Annotated in this window: 22 protein-coding genes; 6 read left to right on the top strand and 16 right to left on the bottom strand. The window is 45.8% G+C overall.

Features of this window, described 5'->3' with window-relative positions; genetic code table 11:
• Nucleotide 1: 1 nt before the first annotated feature.
• The 15 genes from GXN74_RS08120 to GXN74_RS08050 all read right to left on the bottom strand — a co-directional run bounded on the left by GXN74_RS08120 (nucleotide 2) and on the right by GXN74_RS08050 (nucleotide 9,207).
• On the bottom strand, nucleotides 2-1,492 hold the full coding sequence (locus GXN74_RS08120) for a hypothetical protein (RefSeq protein ID WP_162370437.1): 1,491 nt from the start codon (nucleotides 1,490-1,492) through the stop codon (nucleotides 2-4).
• Nucleotides 1,493-1,711: 219 nt separating this feature from the next.
• On the bottom strand, nucleotides 1,712-2,014 hold the full coding sequence (locus GXN74_RS08115) for a hypothetical protein (protein WP_162370436.1): 303 nt from the start codon (nucleotides 2,012-2,014) through the stop codon (nucleotides 1,712-1,714).
• 710 nt (nucleotides 2,015-2,724) lie between these two features.
• Nucleotides 2,725-3,327, bottom strand: a complete 603-nt coding sequence (locus GXN74_RS08110; protein ID WP_162370435.1) for an ATP-binding protein — start codon at nucleotides 3,325-3,327, stop codon at nucleotides 2,725-2,727.
• A gap of 12 nt (nucleotides 3,328-3,339) precedes the next feature.
• A complete protein-coding gene (locus GXN74_RS08105; protein WP_162370434.1) occupies nucleotides 3,340-3,657 on the bottom strand; it encodes a hypothetical protein in 318 nt (105 codons plus the stop codon).
• Nucleotides 3,657-3,950 (bottom strand): hypothetical protein, encoded by a 294-nt coding sequence (locus tag GXN74_RS08100; RefSeq protein WP_162370433.1) that lies wholly within the window; start codon nucleotides 3,948-3,950, stop codon nucleotides 3,657-3,659. The genes GXN74_RS08105 and GXN74_RS08100 overlap by 1 nt, the downstream gene beginning before the upstream one ends.
• A 14-nt stretch (nucleotides 3,951-3,964) precedes the next feature.
• Complete coding sequence (locus GXN74_RS08095) at nucleotides 3,965-4,222, bottom strand: hypothetical protein (protein ID WP_162370432.1); 258 nt, start codon at nucleotides 4,220-4,222, stop codon at nucleotides 3,965-3,967.
• 114 nt (nucleotides 4,223-4,336) lie between these two features.
• Nucleotides 4,337-4,507: a hypothetical protein gene (locus GXN74_RS08090; RefSeq protein WP_162370431.1), complete on the bottom strand. Its 171-nt coding sequence runs from the start codon at nucleotides 4,505-4,507 to the stop codon at nucleotides 4,337-4,339.
• Between the two features lie 376 nt (nucleotides 4,508-4,883).
• Entirely contained in the window at nucleotides 4,884-5,027 is a 144-nt protein-coding gene (locus GXN74_RS08085; protein WP_162370430.1) for a hypothetical protein, read from the bottom strand.
• A gap of 37 nt (nucleotides 5,028-5,064) precedes the next feature.
• Nucleotides 5,065-5,331 (bottom strand): hypothetical protein, encoded by a 267-nt coding sequence (locus GXN74_RS08080; protein WP_162370429.1) that lies wholly within the window; start codon nucleotides 5,329-5,331, stop codon nucleotides 5,065-5,067.
• Between the two features lie 82 nt (nucleotides 5,332-5,413).
• Nucleotides 5,414-5,788: a hypothetical protein gene (locus tag GXN74_RS08075; RefSeq protein ID WP_162370428.1), complete on the bottom strand. Its 375-nt coding sequence runs from the start codon at nucleotides 5,786-5,788 to the stop codon at nucleotides 5,414-5,416.
• Nucleotides 5,785-7,902, bottom strand: coding sequence for a hypothetical protein (locus GXN74_RS08070; protein WP_162370427.1), 2,118 nt, complete (start codon nucleotides 7,900-7,902; stop codon nucleotides 5,785-5,787). Before GXN74_RS08070 ends, GXN74_RS08075 begins: the two co-directional genes overlap by 4 nt.
• Nucleotides 7,841-8,065, bottom strand: a complete 225-nt coding sequence (locus tag GXN74_RS08065) for a hypothetical protein (protein ID WP_162370426.1) — start codon at nucleotides 8,063-8,065, stop codon at nucleotides 7,841-7,843. Before GXN74_RS08065 ends, GXN74_RS08070 begins: the two co-directional genes overlap by 62 nt.
• Before the next feature lie 201 nt (nucleotides 8,066-8,266).
• Nucleotides 8,267-8,587, bottom strand: coding sequence for a hypothetical protein (locus tag GXN74_RS08060; RefSeq protein ID WP_162370425.1), 321 nt, complete (start codon nucleotides 8,585-8,587; stop codon nucleotides 8,267-8,269).
• 21 nt (nucleotides 8,588-8,608) lie between these two features.
• Nucleotides 8,609-8,869, bottom strand: coding sequence for a hypothetical protein (locus GXN74_RS08055; RefSeq protein WP_162370424.1), 261 nt, complete (start codon nucleotides 8,867-8,869; stop codon nucleotides 8,609-8,611).
• A 68-nt stretch (nucleotides 8,870-8,937) separates the two neighbouring features.
• A complete protein-coding gene (locus tag GXN74_RS08050) occupies nucleotides 8,938-9,207 on the bottom strand; it encodes a hypothetical protein (RefSeq protein ID WP_162370423.1) in 270 nt (89 codons plus the stop codon).
• Nucleotides 9,208-9,355: 148 nt separating this feature from the next.
• Here GXN74_RS08050 and GXN74_RS08045 point away from each other — a divergent pair, with 148 nt between their 5' ends.
• The 4 genes from GXN74_RS08045 (at nucleotide 9,356) to GXN74_RS08030 (ending at nucleotide 13,369) form a co-directional block, all read left to right on the top strand.
• Nucleotides 9,356-9,715 carry a helix-turn-helix domain-containing protein gene (locus GXN74_RS08045; protein ID WP_162370422.1) on the top strand — a complete coding sequence of 120 codons (360 nt, stop codon included), beginning with the start codon at nucleotides 9,356-9,358 and terminating at the stop codon, nucleotides 9,713-9,715.
• 380 nt (nucleotides 9,716-10,095) lie between these two features.
• Nucleotides 10,096-10,938: an L-ribulose-5-phosphate 3-epimerase gene (locus GXN74_RS08040; RefSeq protein WP_162370421.1), complete on the top strand. Its 843-nt coding sequence runs from the start codon at nucleotides 10,096-10,098 to the stop codon at nucleotides 10,936-10,938.
• Nucleotides 10,939-10,961: 23 nt separating this feature from the next.
• Nucleotides 10,962-11,651: an L-ribulose-5-phosphate 4-epimerase gene (locus GXN74_RS08035; RefSeq protein WP_162370420.1), complete on the top strand. Its 690-nt coding sequence runs from the start codon at nucleotides 10,962-10,964 to the stop codon at nucleotides 11,649-11,651.
• On the top strand, nucleotides 11,648-13,369 hold the full coding sequence (locus GXN74_RS08030; RefSeq protein ID WP_162370419.1) for a cache domain-containing sensor histidine kinase: 1,722 nt from the start codon (nucleotides 11,648-11,650) through the stop codon (nucleotides 13,367-13,369). Before GXN74_RS08035 ends, GXN74_RS08030 begins: the two co-directional genes overlap by 4 nt.
• Before the next feature lie 52 nt (nucleotides 13,370-13,421).
• Here the strand turns inward: GXN74_RS08030 and GXN74_RS08025 are convergent, their stop codons facing one another.
• The gene (locus GXN74_RS08025; protein ID WP_162370418.1) at nucleotides 13,422-15,017 is read right to left on the bottom strand and encodes a response regulator transcription factor; all 1,596 of its coding nucleotides are present in this window, start codon (nucleotides 15,015-15,017) and stop codon (nucleotides 13,422-13,424) included.
• A gap of 422 nt (nucleotides 15,018-15,439) precedes the next feature.
• On the opposite strand from GXN74_RS08025, the gene GXN74_RS08020 reads away from it, so the two are divergent.
• Nucleotides 15,440-16,876, top strand: coding sequence for an ABC transporter substrate-binding protein (locus tag GXN74_RS08020; RefSeq protein ID WP_162370417.1), 1,437 nt, complete (start codon nucleotides 15,440-15,442; stop codon nucleotides 16,874-16,876).
• A gap of 168 nt (nucleotides 16,877-17,044) precedes the next feature.
• Nucleotides 17,045-17,971, top strand: coding sequence for a carbohydrate ABC transporter permease (locus tag GXN74_RS08015; protein WP_343032808.1), 927 nt, complete (start codon nucleotides 17,045-17,047; stop codon nucleotides 17,969-17,971).
• The last annotated feature ends 9 nt before the right edge of the window (nucleotides 17,972-17,980 follow it).

Below are 17,980 nucleotides of genomic sequence, written 5' to 3'. Positions count from 1 at the left end.
TTCATCTCCTTTTATCCAACAATGGTTTTATCCTTCTTGTGGCTTTTTGTTTGTAAAGGTCATAATCCTTAAGATATTTGCTATTTCGTATGATTTGAATGGGTTCCTTTGTCCTGCTGTCTATCAGCTCATAACGTTTATGGTTGTCGTTCAGATTTGATAGAACATTAAGGATATCATGCTCAAACCCTGTTTCATAGTCCTGGTTGTAAACGGCTGCTTTACCAATCTTGTTGACGGTCATTTGAAGCTGACGCTCCTTGTGCAACCTGCTGCTGTAATCTCTTATAGCAATAGCATCTGAATCTTTCCACCAGTCAATTTTAAGTCGGTTCAAACGGTCCCACCAATCGCAGCGCTTTTCCCCATCGGTGAAGTTCAAAGTGCTTGTTTGCAAGTAGTTTAGAAAAAGCTTCCTGTTGTCCAAAATCCTGTAGATCCTGACAAGCTCCGGGGAGCATTCCTGATGGGGGAGAGTCTCAATCATGGAATCCGAATTATAATAGAACTTGCGTTTTGTCTCGAATTCTATGTTAGTGACTTTCGTCACCTCCGGGAAATACCTGGTTGCGAACCGCTCCCGGTCACACAGAGTTGTGTTGGGGTCCTGGAGGATGCTGTTGATGGCATCCTTAACAATCTGGTCATTGCCATATTCAAGATAATAAAGCATGGCTGCTTCATAGACATAATCAAATTCCTGCTTTTTGAAAGCGTGTTCTAGACAATAACGGTCATACCGTGATATAATTTTGTTGTCAAACCAGATTTTTATGAAGTAGTTTTTTCCAGATGCTTCAATGATTTCCAGGGTTTTATTGTATATCCGAATAAAGGTATTGTTGGACTTGCGCCGTCCAAGAGCTAAATATTCCTTGTTTAGCTTATTTTTTTTGATTCTTCCTGATTGTGTGTAGAATTCCATTTCGGTTTGAAGGTATTTTTCAATGTTTTCATCCTTGAAGAATTGGTTGGGGTTCTGAATGCAGTTGGTATGATAAGCATAGTCGATGCGATTCTCTTTAACATTCAATATCTTGAGGTCATGCTTCTGTATGATCTCTTTTATTTTGTCAATGGTTTCCTCCAGAAGTTCCTTCTGGTCCTCCATCCACAAGGGCGCTGCCCTTATCTGGACGAGTATCCGGGGGGTCTCCATGTTGCGAAGGTATTCTAAGAAGAATATATCATACCTTTCCGGTGATGTTAAGCAGATACCATAGTCATCATGGCGCTTGAGAGAAATCACCAGATCATCATCATAGACTATCTCTTCCGTGGTGGTGCGGGCCATTTCCTTGAAGGTCTTTAGATCCTCAAGAAGCTTCTGGACCTTCTGATTCTCGTTGCAGTCCCCTTCCAGGTAAGCCACATAATAGAGGTTGTCAATGTTATGGATGTACTTTTGCGCCAAAGTATGAAAATGATACTTTAGCTGGTCCTTATCCATTTCCTGTGCGAATACCGTTTTCCTGATGTCGTTTCGTATCATACTTTTCCCCCTTTTTTTATGTCTGCAAGTTGCTTTGCGTATTCCTGCAATTGTCTGTAATAATTCTGTAACACGAAAGCTGTCAGATGCATGTTTGACAGCTTTTTATTTTCGAGTTATCCCCAGTATTTTCCAGGCTTTTTTAAGTTTTTCGCATCGTTTTCCATGGGGCGTATTACATAGACCGCCCCCTCCCTCTCTGAATGAAAGAATGAAAGCTCACGTCTGCAAATCTGTTCGGCTGCGCTCCGGTTCCGTCTCATCCCATACAAGGATATGGGCAAGCTTGTAGTTGAGAGGGGAAGGGACATCCGGCAAAAAGGGCGTTTTTTCCCTTGCGGTGTTGAGGATCCGCGTCTTTTCGGCACTGCGGAGCTGGTAAAGATAATCAAGGGCCTGCTCATAAGCTCCAGGGCCTTCAAATTCGATTATCTTCCGGGCAGAGGGATGTTCATAGAATTGATGGCGGTCCTCCGTCCAATAAATCACATAATGCTCGATTCCGTGATAATGCAAGCTCATATAAGGCTCTCCTTTCGTCTGATTGGTAAAAGGGATACAAAGCTATGCACCCCGGCCTGGAAAGGCCTGGTGGACTTCTGGTGGAGCTATGGCCAACTTCCAAGGGATCACCTCCCCCCGAAGGACGGGGGAAGGGTGGTCAAATGAATCAACTGCTGCCTTATTGGTATCCCAAATAATGAAATCTATCCATCCTGCTTAAAAATGCTGCTCTGCTGTGCTGGTCTCCTTATCCCTAAGCCATACCCGTACCCGGCGCCTGGCGTAGGCAAACAGGTTTTCGTGCGCTGAAGGAGGGAAAGAGAAACACGCCTGTTGGCGTGAACTGGCCTGTTGGCCAGTTGTGCGGTCTGCCGGCCTGACGGCCGTCAAACCTGAATGGACCGCCTGTTGGCGGTCTGCCGGCCTTTGTTAAGGCCGGTTGGTTGCGAGAGTGTAAACCATCAAGGGCTCACGCTCAAAGCGTACCGTGGTTGCTCCGTTGTCCGTAAAGCCTTGGCAGGGGGGCGGTTCGTGTCCTCGGTCGTCACATGGAGTAAGTCTCTAGGGCTTGGCCTTGCTGCTTGAAATGTCGGTTCTTTTAAAGTTATCTACAGGGATAGTTGTCCATTAAGGTTTGTGGGGGCGTTGGTGTTCGGTTAGTTATATATATAATTGTTTGCCTACGCCAGGCGCCGGCTACGCCTAGGCGCCTGGCGCACATCCTAGCCTCATTTTTTAGCACGCTGTATATATTTAATTATATTGGGGTATTGTTTGCGGTAGTAGTTGATTAATTTGTTGCGGAAGTTGTCCATAGTCCAGTCGAAGTCCAGGGGTACATAGCTTGTATCATAGCGAAGCTCTTTGAAGAGTGATTCAGACTTCTGAATCGAAAAATCTTTGTACCCAAGATTTTCACAGTCAAGGATCCTATAGTTGATTGTATCGGTCCTTTGGTTGGTCTTTACCATGACGGCATATTTCATCTGATTGCGGATCCTGTTGTAGACCATGGAGAAATCAATGGTAGTGAAGAGAAAAAGAACGTTCTGCTTGCCTAGAGTGTTGATAAGGATGGAAACGTCCTTGAGGATCTTCCAGTCCTGGGCATCGGCACCGTTGTATATCTCGTCAATCAGAACTATTTTGGGGTCGAAATTCAAAGGAATCTCGTCTATGCTGTTGATGAAGTTGAAATGTTCATCATCAGCCTGGAGGTTGGTGTAGACGGGGATCTTTTCTGCTGTGCTTATGTTCTTGGCGAGCAAGTACATAAGCAGCGTTTTGCCGGAGCGCTGTTGTCCCATCGCTCCTATGATTATTCCTGGCATCGTCCATCCCCCCTATTCGTCCTGCTGGTGCATGACTTGGGGTTTGATGCCTTTTACAAGCTCTTCCATAGTCAGAGCCTTGAGCATGGATTTGATGGCACCATGCTGGAGGAAGTCAAGGTTCTTGTTCCTCTTCTGGTTGTATTCCACTACGGCCTTGAATTCCTCCAGGTCCTTGAGGTCGTACCTGCGGATCATGTAGTTGAGTGTGGCCAAGATTTCAAGCTGGTCCTGGCTGAAGGTGGGGATGATCTCGTAGACGAGCTTTACAGCGTTTCCACCGTCATTGGTTGCTGAAAAGTCGTCGAACATTTTGCTAAAGTCGAGCATCAGGCACCACCTCCCATGCATCCCTGGAGAAGGACTGCCAGGGTAATGAGAAGGTTGGTCAGGATGATGGGCTTGAGGGGGTCCTTCTTGCGGAAAAGCTTGTCGAGGGCCAATGATGAAAGCTTGGCCTTGTCCTGAACGAATTGCCAATCGGAATCGGTAAGGGATACGATCTTCTTGTCGCCTACCTGCTTGAATTCGTTTTCTGTGAGTTTGATTTTATGGGTTTTGTTGATTTTGGAAAGTTTGTTGTCCACTATGATCTCGTTTTCAAGGATTATGATATATTGCATTTTAATATCTCCTTTTAGATGTATTTTCTCTTGTCCAATGAATTGAATATGTTCACAAGTCCGATGATGATGTAAATGGCGAAGAAGAGCGCTGCAACGGATGTGATGTCATGGTCCGGCAGCTCGTAGGTGGGCGGTTCGTACTCTAAGGAGTACATGAGGGTTCCCCCATCACCTTCCAAGGGATCCAGGAGAGGTTCCTCCAGGATTTCGTCAAGGACTGGTTCCTCCAGGGTGCCTTCTTCCCCTTCAATGGTCGTGTTCTCATCCATGGTATGTCCTCCATATAATAAATAGGGTGCCGATTATGGAAAGGAACAGGATCATGAGGTTAAGGGTCCTGATGATCCTGTCAAGTCTCCTGATTTCACGGCTTGCATAGTGGTTCATTTCCTCACCTTCCTTTTGTTGCTGCCTATGTCGAAATCAACGTCATCAAATGTTGTTTTCACAAATGCGATGAGCTTTGCTATGAGTGTAAGTACAACGTCTGCTATTGTGAAAAGGATGAAAAGGATGGCTATGAATGTTATGATCTGCTGTATGTATTCCTGCATTCTCATTTCTCCATTCTCATGTATATGGCTATGGCCATGATGATTGTTATTATCACAATTATGGGTACTATCAATAGTTCCATCAATGCTCTATCCATCGGTTACCCCCTTGAATTGAAATAAAGAATAGTCCCGAAAAGCAGGAAATAAACGGCTCCTATGGCTATAGTGGCATTGATAAGGGTTTGTGCATACATGTTATCATTCCTTTCCTCGTCTAAAGCCGATGAGGGCCACAAGGGTTATAAGGCATCCGATGATTGCGTAATTCTGCGCTATCATGTATTCATAATATATTTCCATTGTTTTCTCCCTAGATACCTTTATTGTTGTTTTGGTTTAAAAGAAAAGGCCGATGAAGGCCGATTCTTTGATGTCAATAATTGAATGCGGATTTAAGCGCCTTGATGATGATGAATGCAAGGGATATCCCCAAGGTGATGTAAATCACCGGCATCATGGCATCAAGGATGCTTTGTGTCCAGGTGAACATCTGTGTCAGGTCCATGTCAAGGAACAATGCTGCACTCGTGGTGGTCTCCATAAGCAGCTACGTTCTAGTAGCTGAATGCGGATTTGAGGGCCCGGATGATGATGAAGGCAAGAGAGATGCCAAGGGTAATGTAGACTACGGGCATCATCATATCGATGATGGATTGTGTCCACACGAACATCTGGGAGGGGTCGAAGTTGAGAGCGAATCCTTGCGGCTCCACTGCGTGGGCTGTGTTGGCAGCTCCTACGACCAGTAGGGCCATGGCGAATGCGGTGAGGGCGTCCTTCTTGCGGATGATTCTGGTCATGATTTCCTTGATTTTCTTCATATTGTTTTTCTCCTTTCGTTGAGAAATGGAATGGAATGCAATCTATATAAAGCGTTGGGCCAACCGGCTCCGGTGCCTTATATCATTTGAAAATGCTTTTGATTATCGTGGATCCAGTGAATCCACCTTTTATCATTTGCCATATGTAATAGCAGAGCTTGTAAATGGTCCAGGTGATGCCTATGAGGATAAGGCCGTAGGTATATACGAAAACGGGATCTCCCACCAGATATCGGTATGCGCCTATGTAGGCAAGCACGTTGAATCCGTCGATGGTGCCGGATGCAGCTGATGCAATCATGCTGTCCATGTAACGCTGTTGGTCCAGCAATGCGTTGTATAGCTGGAGAATGCCGTCAAAGCCGGCCATGAAGCCGTCTATGACGAATGTCGCTATATCGACAACAGATTGGACGAATCCGTTTCCTATGCTTGCAAGCTGCTCTAATGCCGTCATACGTCCAACCTCCCAACCTTTTTGTTAAGCGCCTTGTAGATGGCGAATGTTATAAGGAATGCTCCCAACCAAGACAAAAGGCCTTGGATGGTTATCCCCATGCCTGGAATGGTCTGGTTCCTGGTGAAGGTTATCCCCATCATCACATATTCATTGAATATGGCTGTAGTAGCAGGGATGGCGAAGATGGAACCAACGAAAACCAGGGCCTTGATGAACAGGTACATGACAGCCAGCAGGATAAGCCAAAAGAGCATGAACAAGTTAGAAATGCTGGGGGTCATGACAACAGGAAGTCCACCTGGTGGGGGTTGTCCTCCACCGGTTGGGACCGGAGGGACGGGGGAGGGTTCAGGAAGAGGTGAAGGCTCCGGCAAAGGTGCCGGGTCTATACCCGGTAATCCTTGCGTCAATGCGCCAACTATGGCTCCGGGAAGTCCTGCTATACCGGCAACTATCTCACCAAGCCGGGTAAGTAAACCTTTGTTGGTTTCGTCCTGTGTAAGAGGGTCAGGCTCTTCCTTTGGGGCTGCTGTTGGGTCAGTATAGGTCAAGGGATCCGTAAGGGTTGCAGGGATATATGAGGGAAGTTCAGGGGGATTCGGGAGAATCCAGCCATCATTTTCAGGGTTAAGGTTTATGCTGGTTTCGTCTATGGTTATGGGTTTGATGGTTTCGGTTTCGGGATCGTATTGTCTTGCTTCTGTTGTGTTTCCAGAAGCATCGGATATTTTAGGTTGATATTGTTCTATTTTTGGGGGAACATAAGTTAATTCTTCATTAGTTGCATTTGCTTCCACTGTTTCTGCTTTATTTGTATCATAAAATCCATGAGTTGTTTGAATATATTCATAATTAGGACCTGATAAGGAACCACCAGCATAAACACCACCTTGATATAAATTACCCCATGTTTGGGTTGATGTGTTGTAAGTCAATGTTAATGTTGAAGACCCTCCCATCTCATATATAGATGATCCAGTTACTTGTATACCACTTAAACTAGATGATGCAGACCAATAAATAACACCTGTTGATTTTATTTTCCATAATGCTTGATATGGTCTTTGGGTAAGTTGAAATTGATATTGTATATTGGAATCATATGTTTCATCAATGGATGGATAATCATTCCATTGAATATAATCACTATATGTGATTTCATTTGTTGAAGGAGTATATTCATTCAAAAGAAACTTTTTGAATGCTTCACTTGCTACTGTACTTTCCATACTCATTCCAAGCAAATGCTGGAAAGCATATCTATATGCTTCAGGAACAGCTGCAATCAAATCCTCTATGGTGTCGTATGTTTTCCATACGTTGATGTATTTGCCATAATACTCATGCCACATCTGTTCCCGGAGCTGATATTGTCCATCCTGAATGCGGAAATTGGACTGGAACCAGTTCCTTACGTCTGCTTTCTGGTTTTGTGTGGCAAGCACCGGACCAGCTCCGGTATCTACTTTTATAGGTAGATCTATATCTTCATCTTCTCCTCGAAGGAATTTTTCAAAAGGATCCTGATACATCTGGAAGCCGGTTATCTGTCCGGCTATCCAAACGGTATCATTGATAAAATCAGTAACTTTTGTATACATGGTTTGAGGATAGTCCTGGGGAATGTTCGCAAGTCCATATTGTTGCATAAGGGCTTGCGATATTTCCCCATTTTCCCCAAATTGCTCCACATAACGGTCATAGCTGGCTTTTTGCACCTGCCATCTAGCAATTTCCGCTGCGTCATGAATCATGACGACCCTTGAAGCCATCTGTCCGGCTGTGATCAAAGCTCCCAATCCTGACATGGCGCTGGTACCTATGTTTTTCATCCAGCTATTTGATTCTGTCCCTGTCATTTTGCTTCCAGGGAATTGTATTACCTGACCGGTCTTTGCTGCGTTCACGTTGTTCGCTATCTCCTGAATGGCTGCTTCCTGTTCAGGTGTAAGCAAAGGGGCTGCTGCATGGGCGGTCCAGGTGCATCCCCGGATTACCATCACAACGGCCATAATCAAAAAAAGGACCCTGTAGATGATGGTATTCCTTCTATTGTTTGGAAACTCCGGATTGTAGATCCGTAGATTCTTCATCTTCTGGAATATTCCCATGTTCTAGGCTCCTTTCATACATGTATGCTGCTATCATGGTCATTGGGAAAATGGAAAGTATGACAAGTCCGATTATTATCAAAATATCAATATTCAATTGGATGATGTAGGCTGCTACTTTCAGTACCCGTTCATCCGCCAGAAGCTCCTTCAAAAGTTCCATTTCATCACCTTTTTATAATGTCCCTGGAGGAGAGGTCCAGGGACTAGAAGCGTTAAATAAAGAAATACCATTGATAATCATTGGAACAAGGCTCTCCTTCCTTGTCGGTTAAATTGAATGAGTGTGTGATATATATGAAGCCTTAGGCAAGCTTCCTAAAATAAACCGCCAGCCAGGAGGTGAACCGGCGGTTGATGGGGCCTAGTAGTCTACACCGTCAACAAGGAAATCGTTGACGTATACCTTGCCGGCGATGATGTCGAAGTCCAACTTTCCTTCTACAGGATAAGCTTGGCCACGAAGCTTGGAAACCACGCTTTCATCGGCCTTATAGGTCATGATCTCAATGCCGTATTTCTCGTTGACCTGTTCGGTGCTGGTCTTGATGTCGTACTTTCCGAATTTGCGAGTGCTAACCACAATCTTGTGGCTGTTGATGTCGTTGGCTTTGCCGGTGTTCTGGTCCTCGATGCGTCCGATGAATGATTGTACTGCGTACAGGGTAGCTTCTGCGATTGCCATAGTTTTTTTTCTCCTTTGGGGTTAGCTTATTTTAGGGATATCTTTGAAATCAAGATACTGGAAATAACAGTCTTTCTGCATTTCATATACAATAAGGACGAATTCCTTGTTCTTCTCAATGAGTACCAAGGTTTGTCCTATTTGTTGGATAGTGGAAAATTCAATCTCCTTGAATAGGTGGTGGTATTTCAGGAGGAAGTGGACAAAAAGGTTCCGGTTCTCCTGCGTGAGATGGTCCAGGTCCATCCCCTTCACAACTACGTCTATATAGTTCAGGATCATATGCATCTGCTATATCCTCCGTTCTGGCCCGAAGTCCTTTGCTCCAGGCCAGGAATGCCTGTATGTCCTTAGATAACTGCTTCTGATTTATACTTATCATAATATTCCTGATACTGGTCGAGGTCTTTCTTGTATATCTCATATGATTTAAGAGATTTTATAAGAACATATTGGAAATTAGAAATTACAAAAAATGTTACCTGACTTATGTCTCCATTTGAATTTACAGATAAAACATCTGTAGTTTGTAAATCCATTTCGTTGTCGTACTCTTCCTTTACCAAATCTTCCTTTTCAAGCATCGATTTGAATTCTTTCTCGCTCAACCTTATAATCATATTTTCTCCTTTGCCAGCTCCTTTAAGGCTTGCTGGTCTTGTGCTATAATAAGAGTGTAAAGGTATCTACATGTATTATTATACTCTCAAATGTGAGTAGTGTCAATAACTATACTCATATTTGTGAACAAAGAAAGGGTGTATAGTTATGACCATTGGTGAAAGACTAAAAGATTGGAGAACATCAAACAGTTTTTCAATGGCAGAAATCAGCAAAAACACAGGAATTAGCACAGGGAATATAGCAATGCTTGAAAATGGAAGAAGCTTGCCTTCTTCAAAAGCACTATTAGCATTACATAATGAATATGGACTTTCCATTGATTGGATCCTGACGGGTAAAGAAAAAGCTCCACCTGAAAAGGCGCAGCTCTTTGATGATACTATGAAGGAGATTATCAACATGATCTATCCATTATGTGAGAAGCAGAAGATTGAGATCCTTGGAATGCTGAAGTATTACATGACGGTAAACCAACACGAATACCTACATAAAGTTTCAAATTGAAGGTTGATGAAAAAGAACAAACGCACCTGATTTTACCTGCATCCCTTATTTAGTATGCAAAATGAAAAACAGCATAGCGGTTTTACACCGGAAGTTCTGTTTTAAGGCTTTCAATGTCTCTGATTTTAGAGCACTACTCTTAATCAGGGTGTCCACGGTTCGAGTCCGTGATGGGGTACGCAGAAGGCCGTATATGTACATTGGTGCATGTGCGGTTTTTTTATTTACCTAAGGTTGGGTCAAGTCTGGGGCAGTGGATGTTGACTTGACAATAATAAGATGATACCATGATGAAAACAAAAAAGTGAAAAATCATATAATTCCACTTCAACGAAAGGAAAAGCATGGATACAGCAAATGAATCGCATGCAGAACAGAAAATGAAGCCATACACACTAGGTTTGTACGAAAAATCAATGCCTGCAGCGCTTTCCTGGAAAGAAAAACTTATGGCGGCGAAGGGCGCAGGATATGATTTCATCGAAATCAGCATCGACGAGACCGATGAAAAACTCGAAAGGCTGGACATGCCCCGGGAAGAGAGGAATGCCTTGGTCGACCTGATGGAAGAAGCCGGCATGCCGATCCGGACAATGTGCTTGAGCGGGCATAGGAAGTATCCCTTGGGAAGCTGCAATGAGGAAACAACACGCAGGAGCATGGAAATCATGGAAAAGGCAATCCAACTTTCGGCGGATTTGGGTGTTAGAATCATCCAATTGGCAGGCTATGATGTCTATTACGAAGCAAGCAACGAGGAAACCAGGACACGATTTGAAGACAATCTTCAGAAGGCTTCCCTGTTGGCGGCCAGGTCGGGAGTCATGCTGGCCTTTGAAACCATGGAAACCGAGTTCATGAATACGGTTGAAAAGGCAATGAAATATGTGCGGCAGGTCAAGTCGCCCTATCTGAACGTATATCCGGATGCGGGGAATCTGACGAACGCTGCGTGCATGTATGGAAACGACGTACTGGAGGACTTGAGGAAGGGAGAAGGACACGTTGCGGCTCTCCATTTGAAGGAGACTGTTCCCGGCAAATTCAGGGAGATTCCCTATGGCACGGGGCATGTGGATTTTGAGGCCATAATTGAAACAGCCTGGGGCATGGGGGTGCGGAAATATGTCACGGAATTCTGGTACACTGGAAACCAACGCTGGGAACAGGACCTAAGGGATGCGAACGAAATGATGCGGAACATTTTGTCAAAGCAACGGTGAAAAGGAAAGGGAGGTAACGGAGGGTGCTGGAAGAACTGAAAATGCAAGTCTACGAGGCGAACATGGAATTGCCCAGGAGGGGACTGATCACCTATACGTGGGGGAATGTGAGCGGCATCGACAGGTCTAAAGGCCTGTTGGTCATAAAGCCCAGCGGCATCGAATATGACGAGCTGAGGCCTGAGGACATGGTGGTGATGGATCTGGAGGGGAACCGCGTTGAAGGGAGATACAAGCCCTCATCGGATACATTGACGCATATTGAACTTTACAAGGCGTTTGAATCTGTTGGCGGCATCGTACATACACATTCGCCATGGGCCACGTCATGGGCCCAGGCTTGCAGGGGGATTCCGTGTTATGGAACAACACACGCAGACTATTACTATGGAGAAATCCCTTGCGCAAGGAGCCTGACCGCCGAGGAAATCCAAGAAGGATACGAGAAGAATACCGGATTGGTCATCCTGGAGACGTTTGCAAATAGATTGCCTGGACACGTGCCGGGAGTGCTGTGCTCCAACCATGGTCCGTTCACCTGGGGCAAGGATGCAGGGGAAGCGGTCCACAATGCGGTTGTCTTGGAGGAAGTGGCCAAGATGGCATATCAGACAGAGCAGTTGAAACCGGGACTGCAACAGGCCCCGCAAGCGCTCCAGGACAAGCATTTCGAAAGAAAGCATGGAGCAAACGCATATTACGGTCAAAAATGATGAGGCATGCATCCATTCGGTCAAAGCTTTTTATCCAATATTGCATCTTCATCATCGTCTTCACCGGTTTCATCGGTTATGTGGCCTATTCCTCCTTTTATGAAAAGCTGCAGGAAAACAAGATCGACTACACACTGGAAATTTCCAACAAGACCAAGTACAATCTTGAGTTCCTTTTGACTTCCATACACAACACGGCAACACTTCTTTCTTATGACGAGGAAATACTGGCCAAAATCTCCATTGGCGCCGGCGTGGATGAGGACATCAATAGGATTTTGAAAAACACCATCTCCGTCCAGGAATACATCAAGGGGATTTACATCATCAGTCAGGACGGAAGGGTATGGAAAAGCGATTGGGCCATCAATGACTGGGCCTTGAAGCAAAAGTACAGGCACATCCTGAGGCAAAAAGCCCAGGATGATGGGATCTTCGCCAATGCCTATTCCAGCGAATACCACATCACTTCCCAGATGAAGGTGCTTACCTATGTGCGGAAAATCTACGACTATACCAATGATGTGGATTATGGGATCATCATCATCGACATCAATTACGACTACATACGGGAATTGATCTCCACCATTTCCGTCCAGAACCCCCAAAAGTTGATTCTGGTCAACGGGAACGGAGAAGCGATCTTCACATACCCCATCAACATCCTGTTGGATGAGGTTTTGGTGGACTATCCGGACCTGATCGGCAACCATGGGATGCGGATTGACGGAGTCGTCTTCAAGGAGCCAAGCATCATCATATCGAATCCGATCAAGCTGACGGATTGGACATTGATCGGCATCCACTCGACCAATAAGATATTGGAAGATACGAAAGTCATGTTGCAGTCCTTGCTGGAAATCACCTTCCTGTTCCTGGCCGTCAGCATCGTCATGGCCTACTTCCTGTCCTATCGGATCACAAGACCGATTGCGGAATTGTCGGGTGCAATGAAAAAGGTCGAAAAAGGGGACCTGTCCGTACCTGTAGAGGTGCGGAGCAATGACGAACTTGGACAATTGGGACTTGCATTCAACCATATGCAGGTAAAACTCAAATATTTCATAAACAAGAACATGGAAGCGGAAAAGCAGAGGTCGAAGATGCAGTATGAAGTGCTTCAGGCCCAAATCAATCCGCACTTCCTCTACAACACGTTGGACTCCATCCGTTGGCTGGCATCCTTCAACAACATCAAGACCATAGAAACGATGGTCACTTCCATCATCAATTTATTGCGGTACAATTTTTCCAGAAAAGGGGAGGTTGTGGATCTCCAAGAGGAGGTGGAAAATGTGCAGAACTATCTCCAGATCCAACGGTATAGGTATGGGGATATGTTTGATGCAGTTGTTGAAATTCCGGAAGAGACGAGGAATCTGAAGACGGTGAAATTCATTTTGCAGCCGATTGTGGAGAACTGCATTTTCCACGGATTTGAAGATTTTGACAAGCAAGGTCTGATAAGGATCAGTGCCAGGCTTGCGGAGGAATTCCTGTATATTGTCGTGGAAGACAATGGTGCGGGCATGACGGAAAAGCAAATGGAAGAGCTCAAGCAAGTGAACGATCCCGAGAAGAAGTACAGTGAAATCGGTGTCCGGAACATCGATGAAAGGATCAAATTCTACTGCGGGAAGGAATATGGCCTGCAGATTGAAAGCAAAGTAGGCGAGGGCACGATGGTGACCATCAAGCTGCCTGCGGATCTAAAATAAAAAAGAACACCGGCCCTCCGGACGGAAGGGCGGTGTTCTTTTTTTGGTGGAATCAAAGGGAAGAGGCGTCGTTTGCATGATGCTTGTTCTTGAACTCCTTGCAGGACATGCCCACCCGGTCTTTGAACACCCTGCTGAAATAGTAGGGATTGTCGAATCCCACATGCTCGGCGATTTCATAGACCTTGCAATTGGTCTCGAGAATCAGTTTCTTGGACTGTTCTATGCGGTAATTCGCGAGGAAGTCGGAGAATTTTATCCCCGTCTCCTGCTTGAAGAGAAGGCTCAGATAACTCTTGCTGATTTCAGCCGAGGCGGCGACCTCTTCCAGCGATATGTTGCGCATGTAATTGCGTTTGATGTATGCGATGCTTTTTGCAATCACTGCGGAATACAGACTCTTCCGGCTTCCGGAGGAAGCAAAAATGAAATCGTAGGTGTCGTGGACGTATTTTTTGATGGAATCGAAAGAATCCAGCTTCCAGAAGTTGCTGTAGTCGAACTTCTTCTCCACGACTTCCGTGTCGGAGGCACTGTGTTTTTTGAAGTACAGGATGCGGGCAAAACTGATGAAATCGATGAAGATTTTGTTCACGGAGTTGATGTCGTAGGATGGATAGACCGTTTGGAATACGGCATCGATATAATCATGCAGCCTGCTGCAGTCAAGGGTGTCCACGTGCTCGGAGATTCCATTGTAGTCGACGCTGCAGGCTACGGGGTGCGTCTCCTCCAGGGAATTGTAGAAAAAGATGGTTTTGGAGCCGTCAAAATAGTGCCTCTCCGCCGCGGTTCTAGCCTGGTCCAGAAGCAGGGGGATTTCATAGACATCCTTGCTGGTCCTGCTTATTCCGAAGATCATGTCGATTTCAAGAAATTGTTGCAGATGCTTTTCCAGCGAAAGGGCATATTCCAATTGCTCCGCTTCGGGATTGTCCGTAAGGAAGTCGATGTTGAACAGCAGCAGCAGGTTTTCCTCGGATGAAATCTCGGCGTAACGGCTGTTGTCCCTCAGCAAAAGGGATTTTGACATGTTCTTTATCAGGGTGTTTTCCCGCATGTCGATTTCCTTGTCGCTATTGTAAATCAATTTTCCAAATAGGATAAAAAAAGAAGGGTACTCGACCGAAAGGCTGTTCTTGTCCAAGAGGTCCTTGAGGGGGTGTTTCCCCACGGCGGAAAGATACGATTTTTCCAGGATTTGCTCGAGGGAAGACTGGTACGGAAGTACGGATGGCTCCGCCGGCTGTCGGGAGGTTTCTCCCTCCGCGGAAGAGATCTCCAGGGATAATCTCTTCAGGATGCCGAGCAATTCTTCGGAGGAAAGGTTGTGCTTGAGGATGTATTCGGACGCCCCAAGCTTGATGGCCTTTTGCGCATAGGCAAAATCATCATAGTGGGTCAAAATGATGGATTTCAAATTCTTTTTCTTTTTCTGCAGCGTCTGGATCAGCTGCAGTCCATCGATGATGGGCATGCGGATGTCTGTGATCAGAATGTCGGGGTCATATCTGTCAAAAAGCTCAATGGCCTCTTTGCCGTTTTGGGCTTCACCAACGATGGAAAACCCATTCTTCTCCCAATCGATTGTGGTCTTCAACCCGATCCGCACCAACAACTCGTCGTCTGCTATCAAAACCTTTTTCAAAATGAGCCCCCCGCTGTGGTCGGCATCCACAAAAAAAACCGCCCGATGCGCGCAATTATGTCATTTACGTGCGCGTGAAGGCATTTTTCGGTGGATTATGGGAATATTCAACAAAACATAAAACCGTTTGCTAAAACCAAACTTAGTATAGCACCATCAAGTGGAACATTCAATGCAAATATTAAAAATATTGATATAACCTGAAAAATATTACTGTCAATATTGTGAAAAATGAGACACCTAACAGAAAGTATGAAAAAAGTATGAAGAAATCGTGAATGAAATTTCCATATTTAAAAACAGAGTTCATTTTTATTTTCCAGGGCCGGTGCTATAATAACCTTACGAGATGTACAACATATACAATCAAAACGAGTTGCACATCCGGAAAGTATCAATAAACAACAAAAGGAGGTAAGGTTATGATCGTTTCAAAGAAGTTCAAAGGCATCATTTCGGCAATGCTGGTGGTGCTGATCATGGCAAGTCTGGTTGGTTGTGGAAAACAAGAACCGGCACCTGGAGGAGGAACCGCTACAGGCGGTGGTGGAGCAGCAACTCCATCGGAAGGATTCAGTTGGGATATGGCTTCCGGATCCAAGATCCAGGTGATGTTCAATCAACATACCTATGCGGATGGCATCATCCAAAAGATTCCGGAATTTGAAGCGCTCACAGGAATAAAAGTGGAATATGCGCTCACACCGGAAGAAAACTATTTCGACAAACTGACCACAGCGCTCAACTCCCGTTCAGGCAATCCGGACATCTTCATGACGGGCGCCTACCAGCTTTGGCAATATGCTCCAGCCGGTTATGTTGCGGACTTGACGCCTTTCATCGAAGACCCGAACATGACCAACCCCGATTACAACATGGACGACTTCTTCCCCAAAATCGTGGATGCCTTGAAATGGGACCTTGTTCCAGGCAACAAGGTGGGCACAGGCCCCCAATGGGCGCTGCCGATCGGATTCGAGACAAACAACCTTGCGTACAACAAGAAGGTGTTTGAGGAAAGAGGTCTGGAGCCCCCGAAAACAATGGAAGACCTGCTGAAGTTGACAAAGGAACTGAACGAGTTCGACGGACCTGGCACCTATGCGCTTGCAATCCGCGGTGCGAGAAACTGGGGAACAATCCATGCCGGATACATGACCACCTATTCCAACTACGGTGCGGTGGACTTCGCAGTGGAAGACGGCAAGCTGGTGTCGAAAGTAAACTCTCCTGAAGCGATTGAAATGACCGAAATGTGGGTGGACCTGATCAAAGCGGGCGGATCACCTTCCTGGTCCAGCTACACCTGGTATCAGGCGGGCGCAGACTTTGGTGCCGGCAAAGCGGCCATGCTGTTCGATGCAAGCTGCAACGGCTATTTCCAGAATCCCGACGGTGCTTCCCAGGAAGCCGGAAATCTTGCTTGGGTAAGCCCTCCGCTGCCTGAAGGAATGACGCAAATCAATTCCAACCTTTGGACCTGGTCCCTGGGGATGAACGAGTATTCAAAGAACAAGACAGCCGCTTGGTTGTTCATGCAGTACTTCACAGGACCCGAATATCAGTTGTGGGCGGCGATCAACGCCAGCGCGGTTGACCCTGCTAGACAATCCGTGTTCAACGATCCCGAATTCCAGGCGGTCTTTGCCAAATCCAAAGGATATGCGCAAGCAATGGAAGAAACGGTTGACGGCACCACAATCCAGTTCACACCCCAACCCCATTTCTTTGAAACGACTACAGAATGGGCAGCAACCCTGCAAGACATCGTTGGTGGAAAATATGCATCTGTTGAAGAAGGAATGAATGCACTCAAGGTCAAAATGGATCAGATTGTTTCGGATGTCGTAATAGAATAATCTTAATCTAAGCCTGTATTTGCATAAAGATGAGCAGATGTGTCTACTTGAAGTTGGAGGGTATGCCGGCAAAAGACATCCATCATTCAATGGGCCATCTGCTTTTATCTTACATAAGGACGAAAAAAACGTGCCAGGAATATGAATTACGATAAGGAGGAACTATTCGTGGAAAAAAGCATGAATGTTCATTATACGCACGATAAGCATAATAAGGTACCATTTTGGACAAAGGCAAGACCCTATTTGATCATAGCCCCATCGCTGCTCTTGACAATCGGAATCCTTGTTCCGTTTGCAACGGCCATATTCTACTCGCTGACGAACTACTCCTTCGCAAGGCAAGGTTATGAATTTGTCGCATTAAGAAATTGGCAAAACATCCTGGGGTCAAGCGTTTTTTGGCACTCGGTGAAAGTCACCGCCCAATACGGGTTGTTGACGACGGGGCTGCAAATGTGCATCGGCCTGGGAGTCGCCCTGCTGCTGATGCGTGAGAACCGATACACGAAAATCCTCAGAATCCTCTTGATTTTTCCGCTGATGATTGCTCCGGTAATCGCCACACTCATTTGGCAACTGATGTTGAACAACTCGGTGGGAATCGTGGAGAAATTCCTTAACCTGTTCGGCGTTTACAATTTCCCTTGGGCATCCTCTCCGGATACGGCCCTGATGACCGCCGTGATGATCGACTGCTGGGTCTACATCCCCTTCGTCATGCTGCTGATGTTGGCAGGGCTGCAGTCGCTGCCCAAATCCCCCTTCGAATCCGCAAAAATCGACGGCGGATCCGCCTGGTTCACTTTCAGGACCCTGACACTGCCCATGTTGAAACCCTTCATCTTCATCGCCCTGATTTTCCGGCTGATGGCTGCTTTGCAGGAATATGCGATCATTTTTGCATTGACCAAAGGCGGTCCGGGAAATACCCTGATGAATCTGTCCCTTACAGGATACAATACCGGATTTGCGTTCATGAAACTGGGCGAGGCGCTTCCTTACCTGCTGTTCCTTTGGGCGGTCATTTACTTCATCAGCAGCAAACTGGTCAAAGCATGGCTCAAGGTCCAGAAACAGGCCGCCGGCAATTAACATAGGAGG

The sequence above is a fragment of the Anaerotalea alkaliphila genome (assembly GCF_010179735.1).
Classification (GTDB): domain Bacteria; phylum Bacillota; class Clostridia; order Lachnospirales; family Vallitaleaceae; genus Anaerotalea; species Anaerotalea alkaliphila.
This window is presented reverse-complemented; position numbering and strand designations above follow the sequence as displayed.

Excerpts from the sequence above, each read along its gene's own strand:
- GXN74_RS08100 (WP_162370433.1), bottom strand. The coding sequence starts at position 3,950 with ATGCAATATATCATAATCCTTGAAAACGAGATCATAGTGGACAACAAA.
- GXN74_RS08060 (WP_162370425.1), bottom strand. The coding sequence starts at position 8,587 with ATGGCAATCGCAGAAGCTACCCTGTACGCAGTACAATCATTCATCGGA.
- GXN74_RS08110 (WP_162370435.1), bottom strand. The coding sequence starts at position 3,327 with ATGCCAGGAATAATCATAGGAGCGATGGGACAACAGCGCTCCGGCAAA.
- GXN74_RS08065 (WP_162370426.1), bottom strand. The coding sequence starts at position 8,065 with ATGGAACTTTTGAAGGAGCTTCTGGCGGATGAACGGGTACTGAAAGTA.
- GXN74_RS08120 (WP_162370437.1), bottom strand. The coding sequence starts at position 1,492 with ATGATACGAAACGACATCAGGAAAACGGTATTCGCACAGGAAATGGAT.
- GXN74_RS08030 (WP_162370419.1), top strand. The coding sequence starts at position 11,648 with ATGATGAGGCATGCATCCATTCGGTCAAAGCTTTTTATCCAATATTGC.
- GXN74_RS08050 (WP_162370423.1), bottom strand. The coding sequence starts at position 9,207 with ATGATTATAAGGTTGAGCGAGAAAGAATTCAAATCGATGCTTGAAAAG.
- GXN74_RS08020 (WP_162370417.1), top strand. The coding sequence starts at position 15,440 with ATGATCGTTTCAAAGAAGTTCAAAGGCATCATTTCGGCAATGCTGGTG.
- GXN74_RS08040 (WP_162370421.1), top strand. The coding sequence starts at position 10,096 with ATGAAGCCATACACACTAGGTTTGTACGAAAAATCAATGCCTGCAGCG.
- GXN74_RS08075 (WP_162370428.1), bottom strand. The coding sequence starts at position 5,788 with ATGACGGCATTAGAGCAGCTTGCAAGCATAGGAAACGGATTCGTCCAA.
- GXN74_RS08055 (WP_162370424.1), bottom strand. The coding sequence starts at position 8,869 with ATGATCCTGAACTATATAGACGTAGTTGTGAAGGGGATGGACCTGGAC.
- GXN74_RS08095 (WP_162370432.1), bottom strand. The coding sequence starts at position 4,222 with ATGGATGAGAACACGACCATTGAAGGGGAAGAAGGCACCCTGGAGGAA.
- GXN74_RS08070 (WP_162370427.1), bottom strand. The coding sequence starts at position 7,902 with ATGGGAATATTCCAGAAGATGAAGAATCTACGGATCTACAATCCGGAG.
- GXN74_RS08115 (WP_162370436.1), bottom strand. The coding sequence starts at position 2,014 with ATGAGCTTGCATTATCACGGAATCGAGCATTATGTGATTTATTGGACG.
- GXN74_RS08090 (WP_162370431.1), bottom strand. The coding sequence starts at position 4,507 with ATGCAGGAATACATACAGCAGATCATAACATTCATAGCCATCCTTTTC.
- GXN74_RS08045 (WP_162370422.1), top strand. The coding sequence starts at position 9,356 with ATGACCATTGGTGAAAGACTAAAAGATTGGAGAACATCAAACAGTTTT.
- GXN74_RS08080 (WP_162370429.1), bottom strand. The coding sequence starts at position 5,331 with ATGAAGAAAATCAAGGAAATCATGACCAGAATCATCCGCAAGAAGGAC.
- GXN74_RS08105 (WP_162370434.1), bottom strand. The coding sequence starts at position 3,657 with ATGCTCGACTTTAGCAAAATGTTCGACGACTTTTCAGCAACCAATGAC.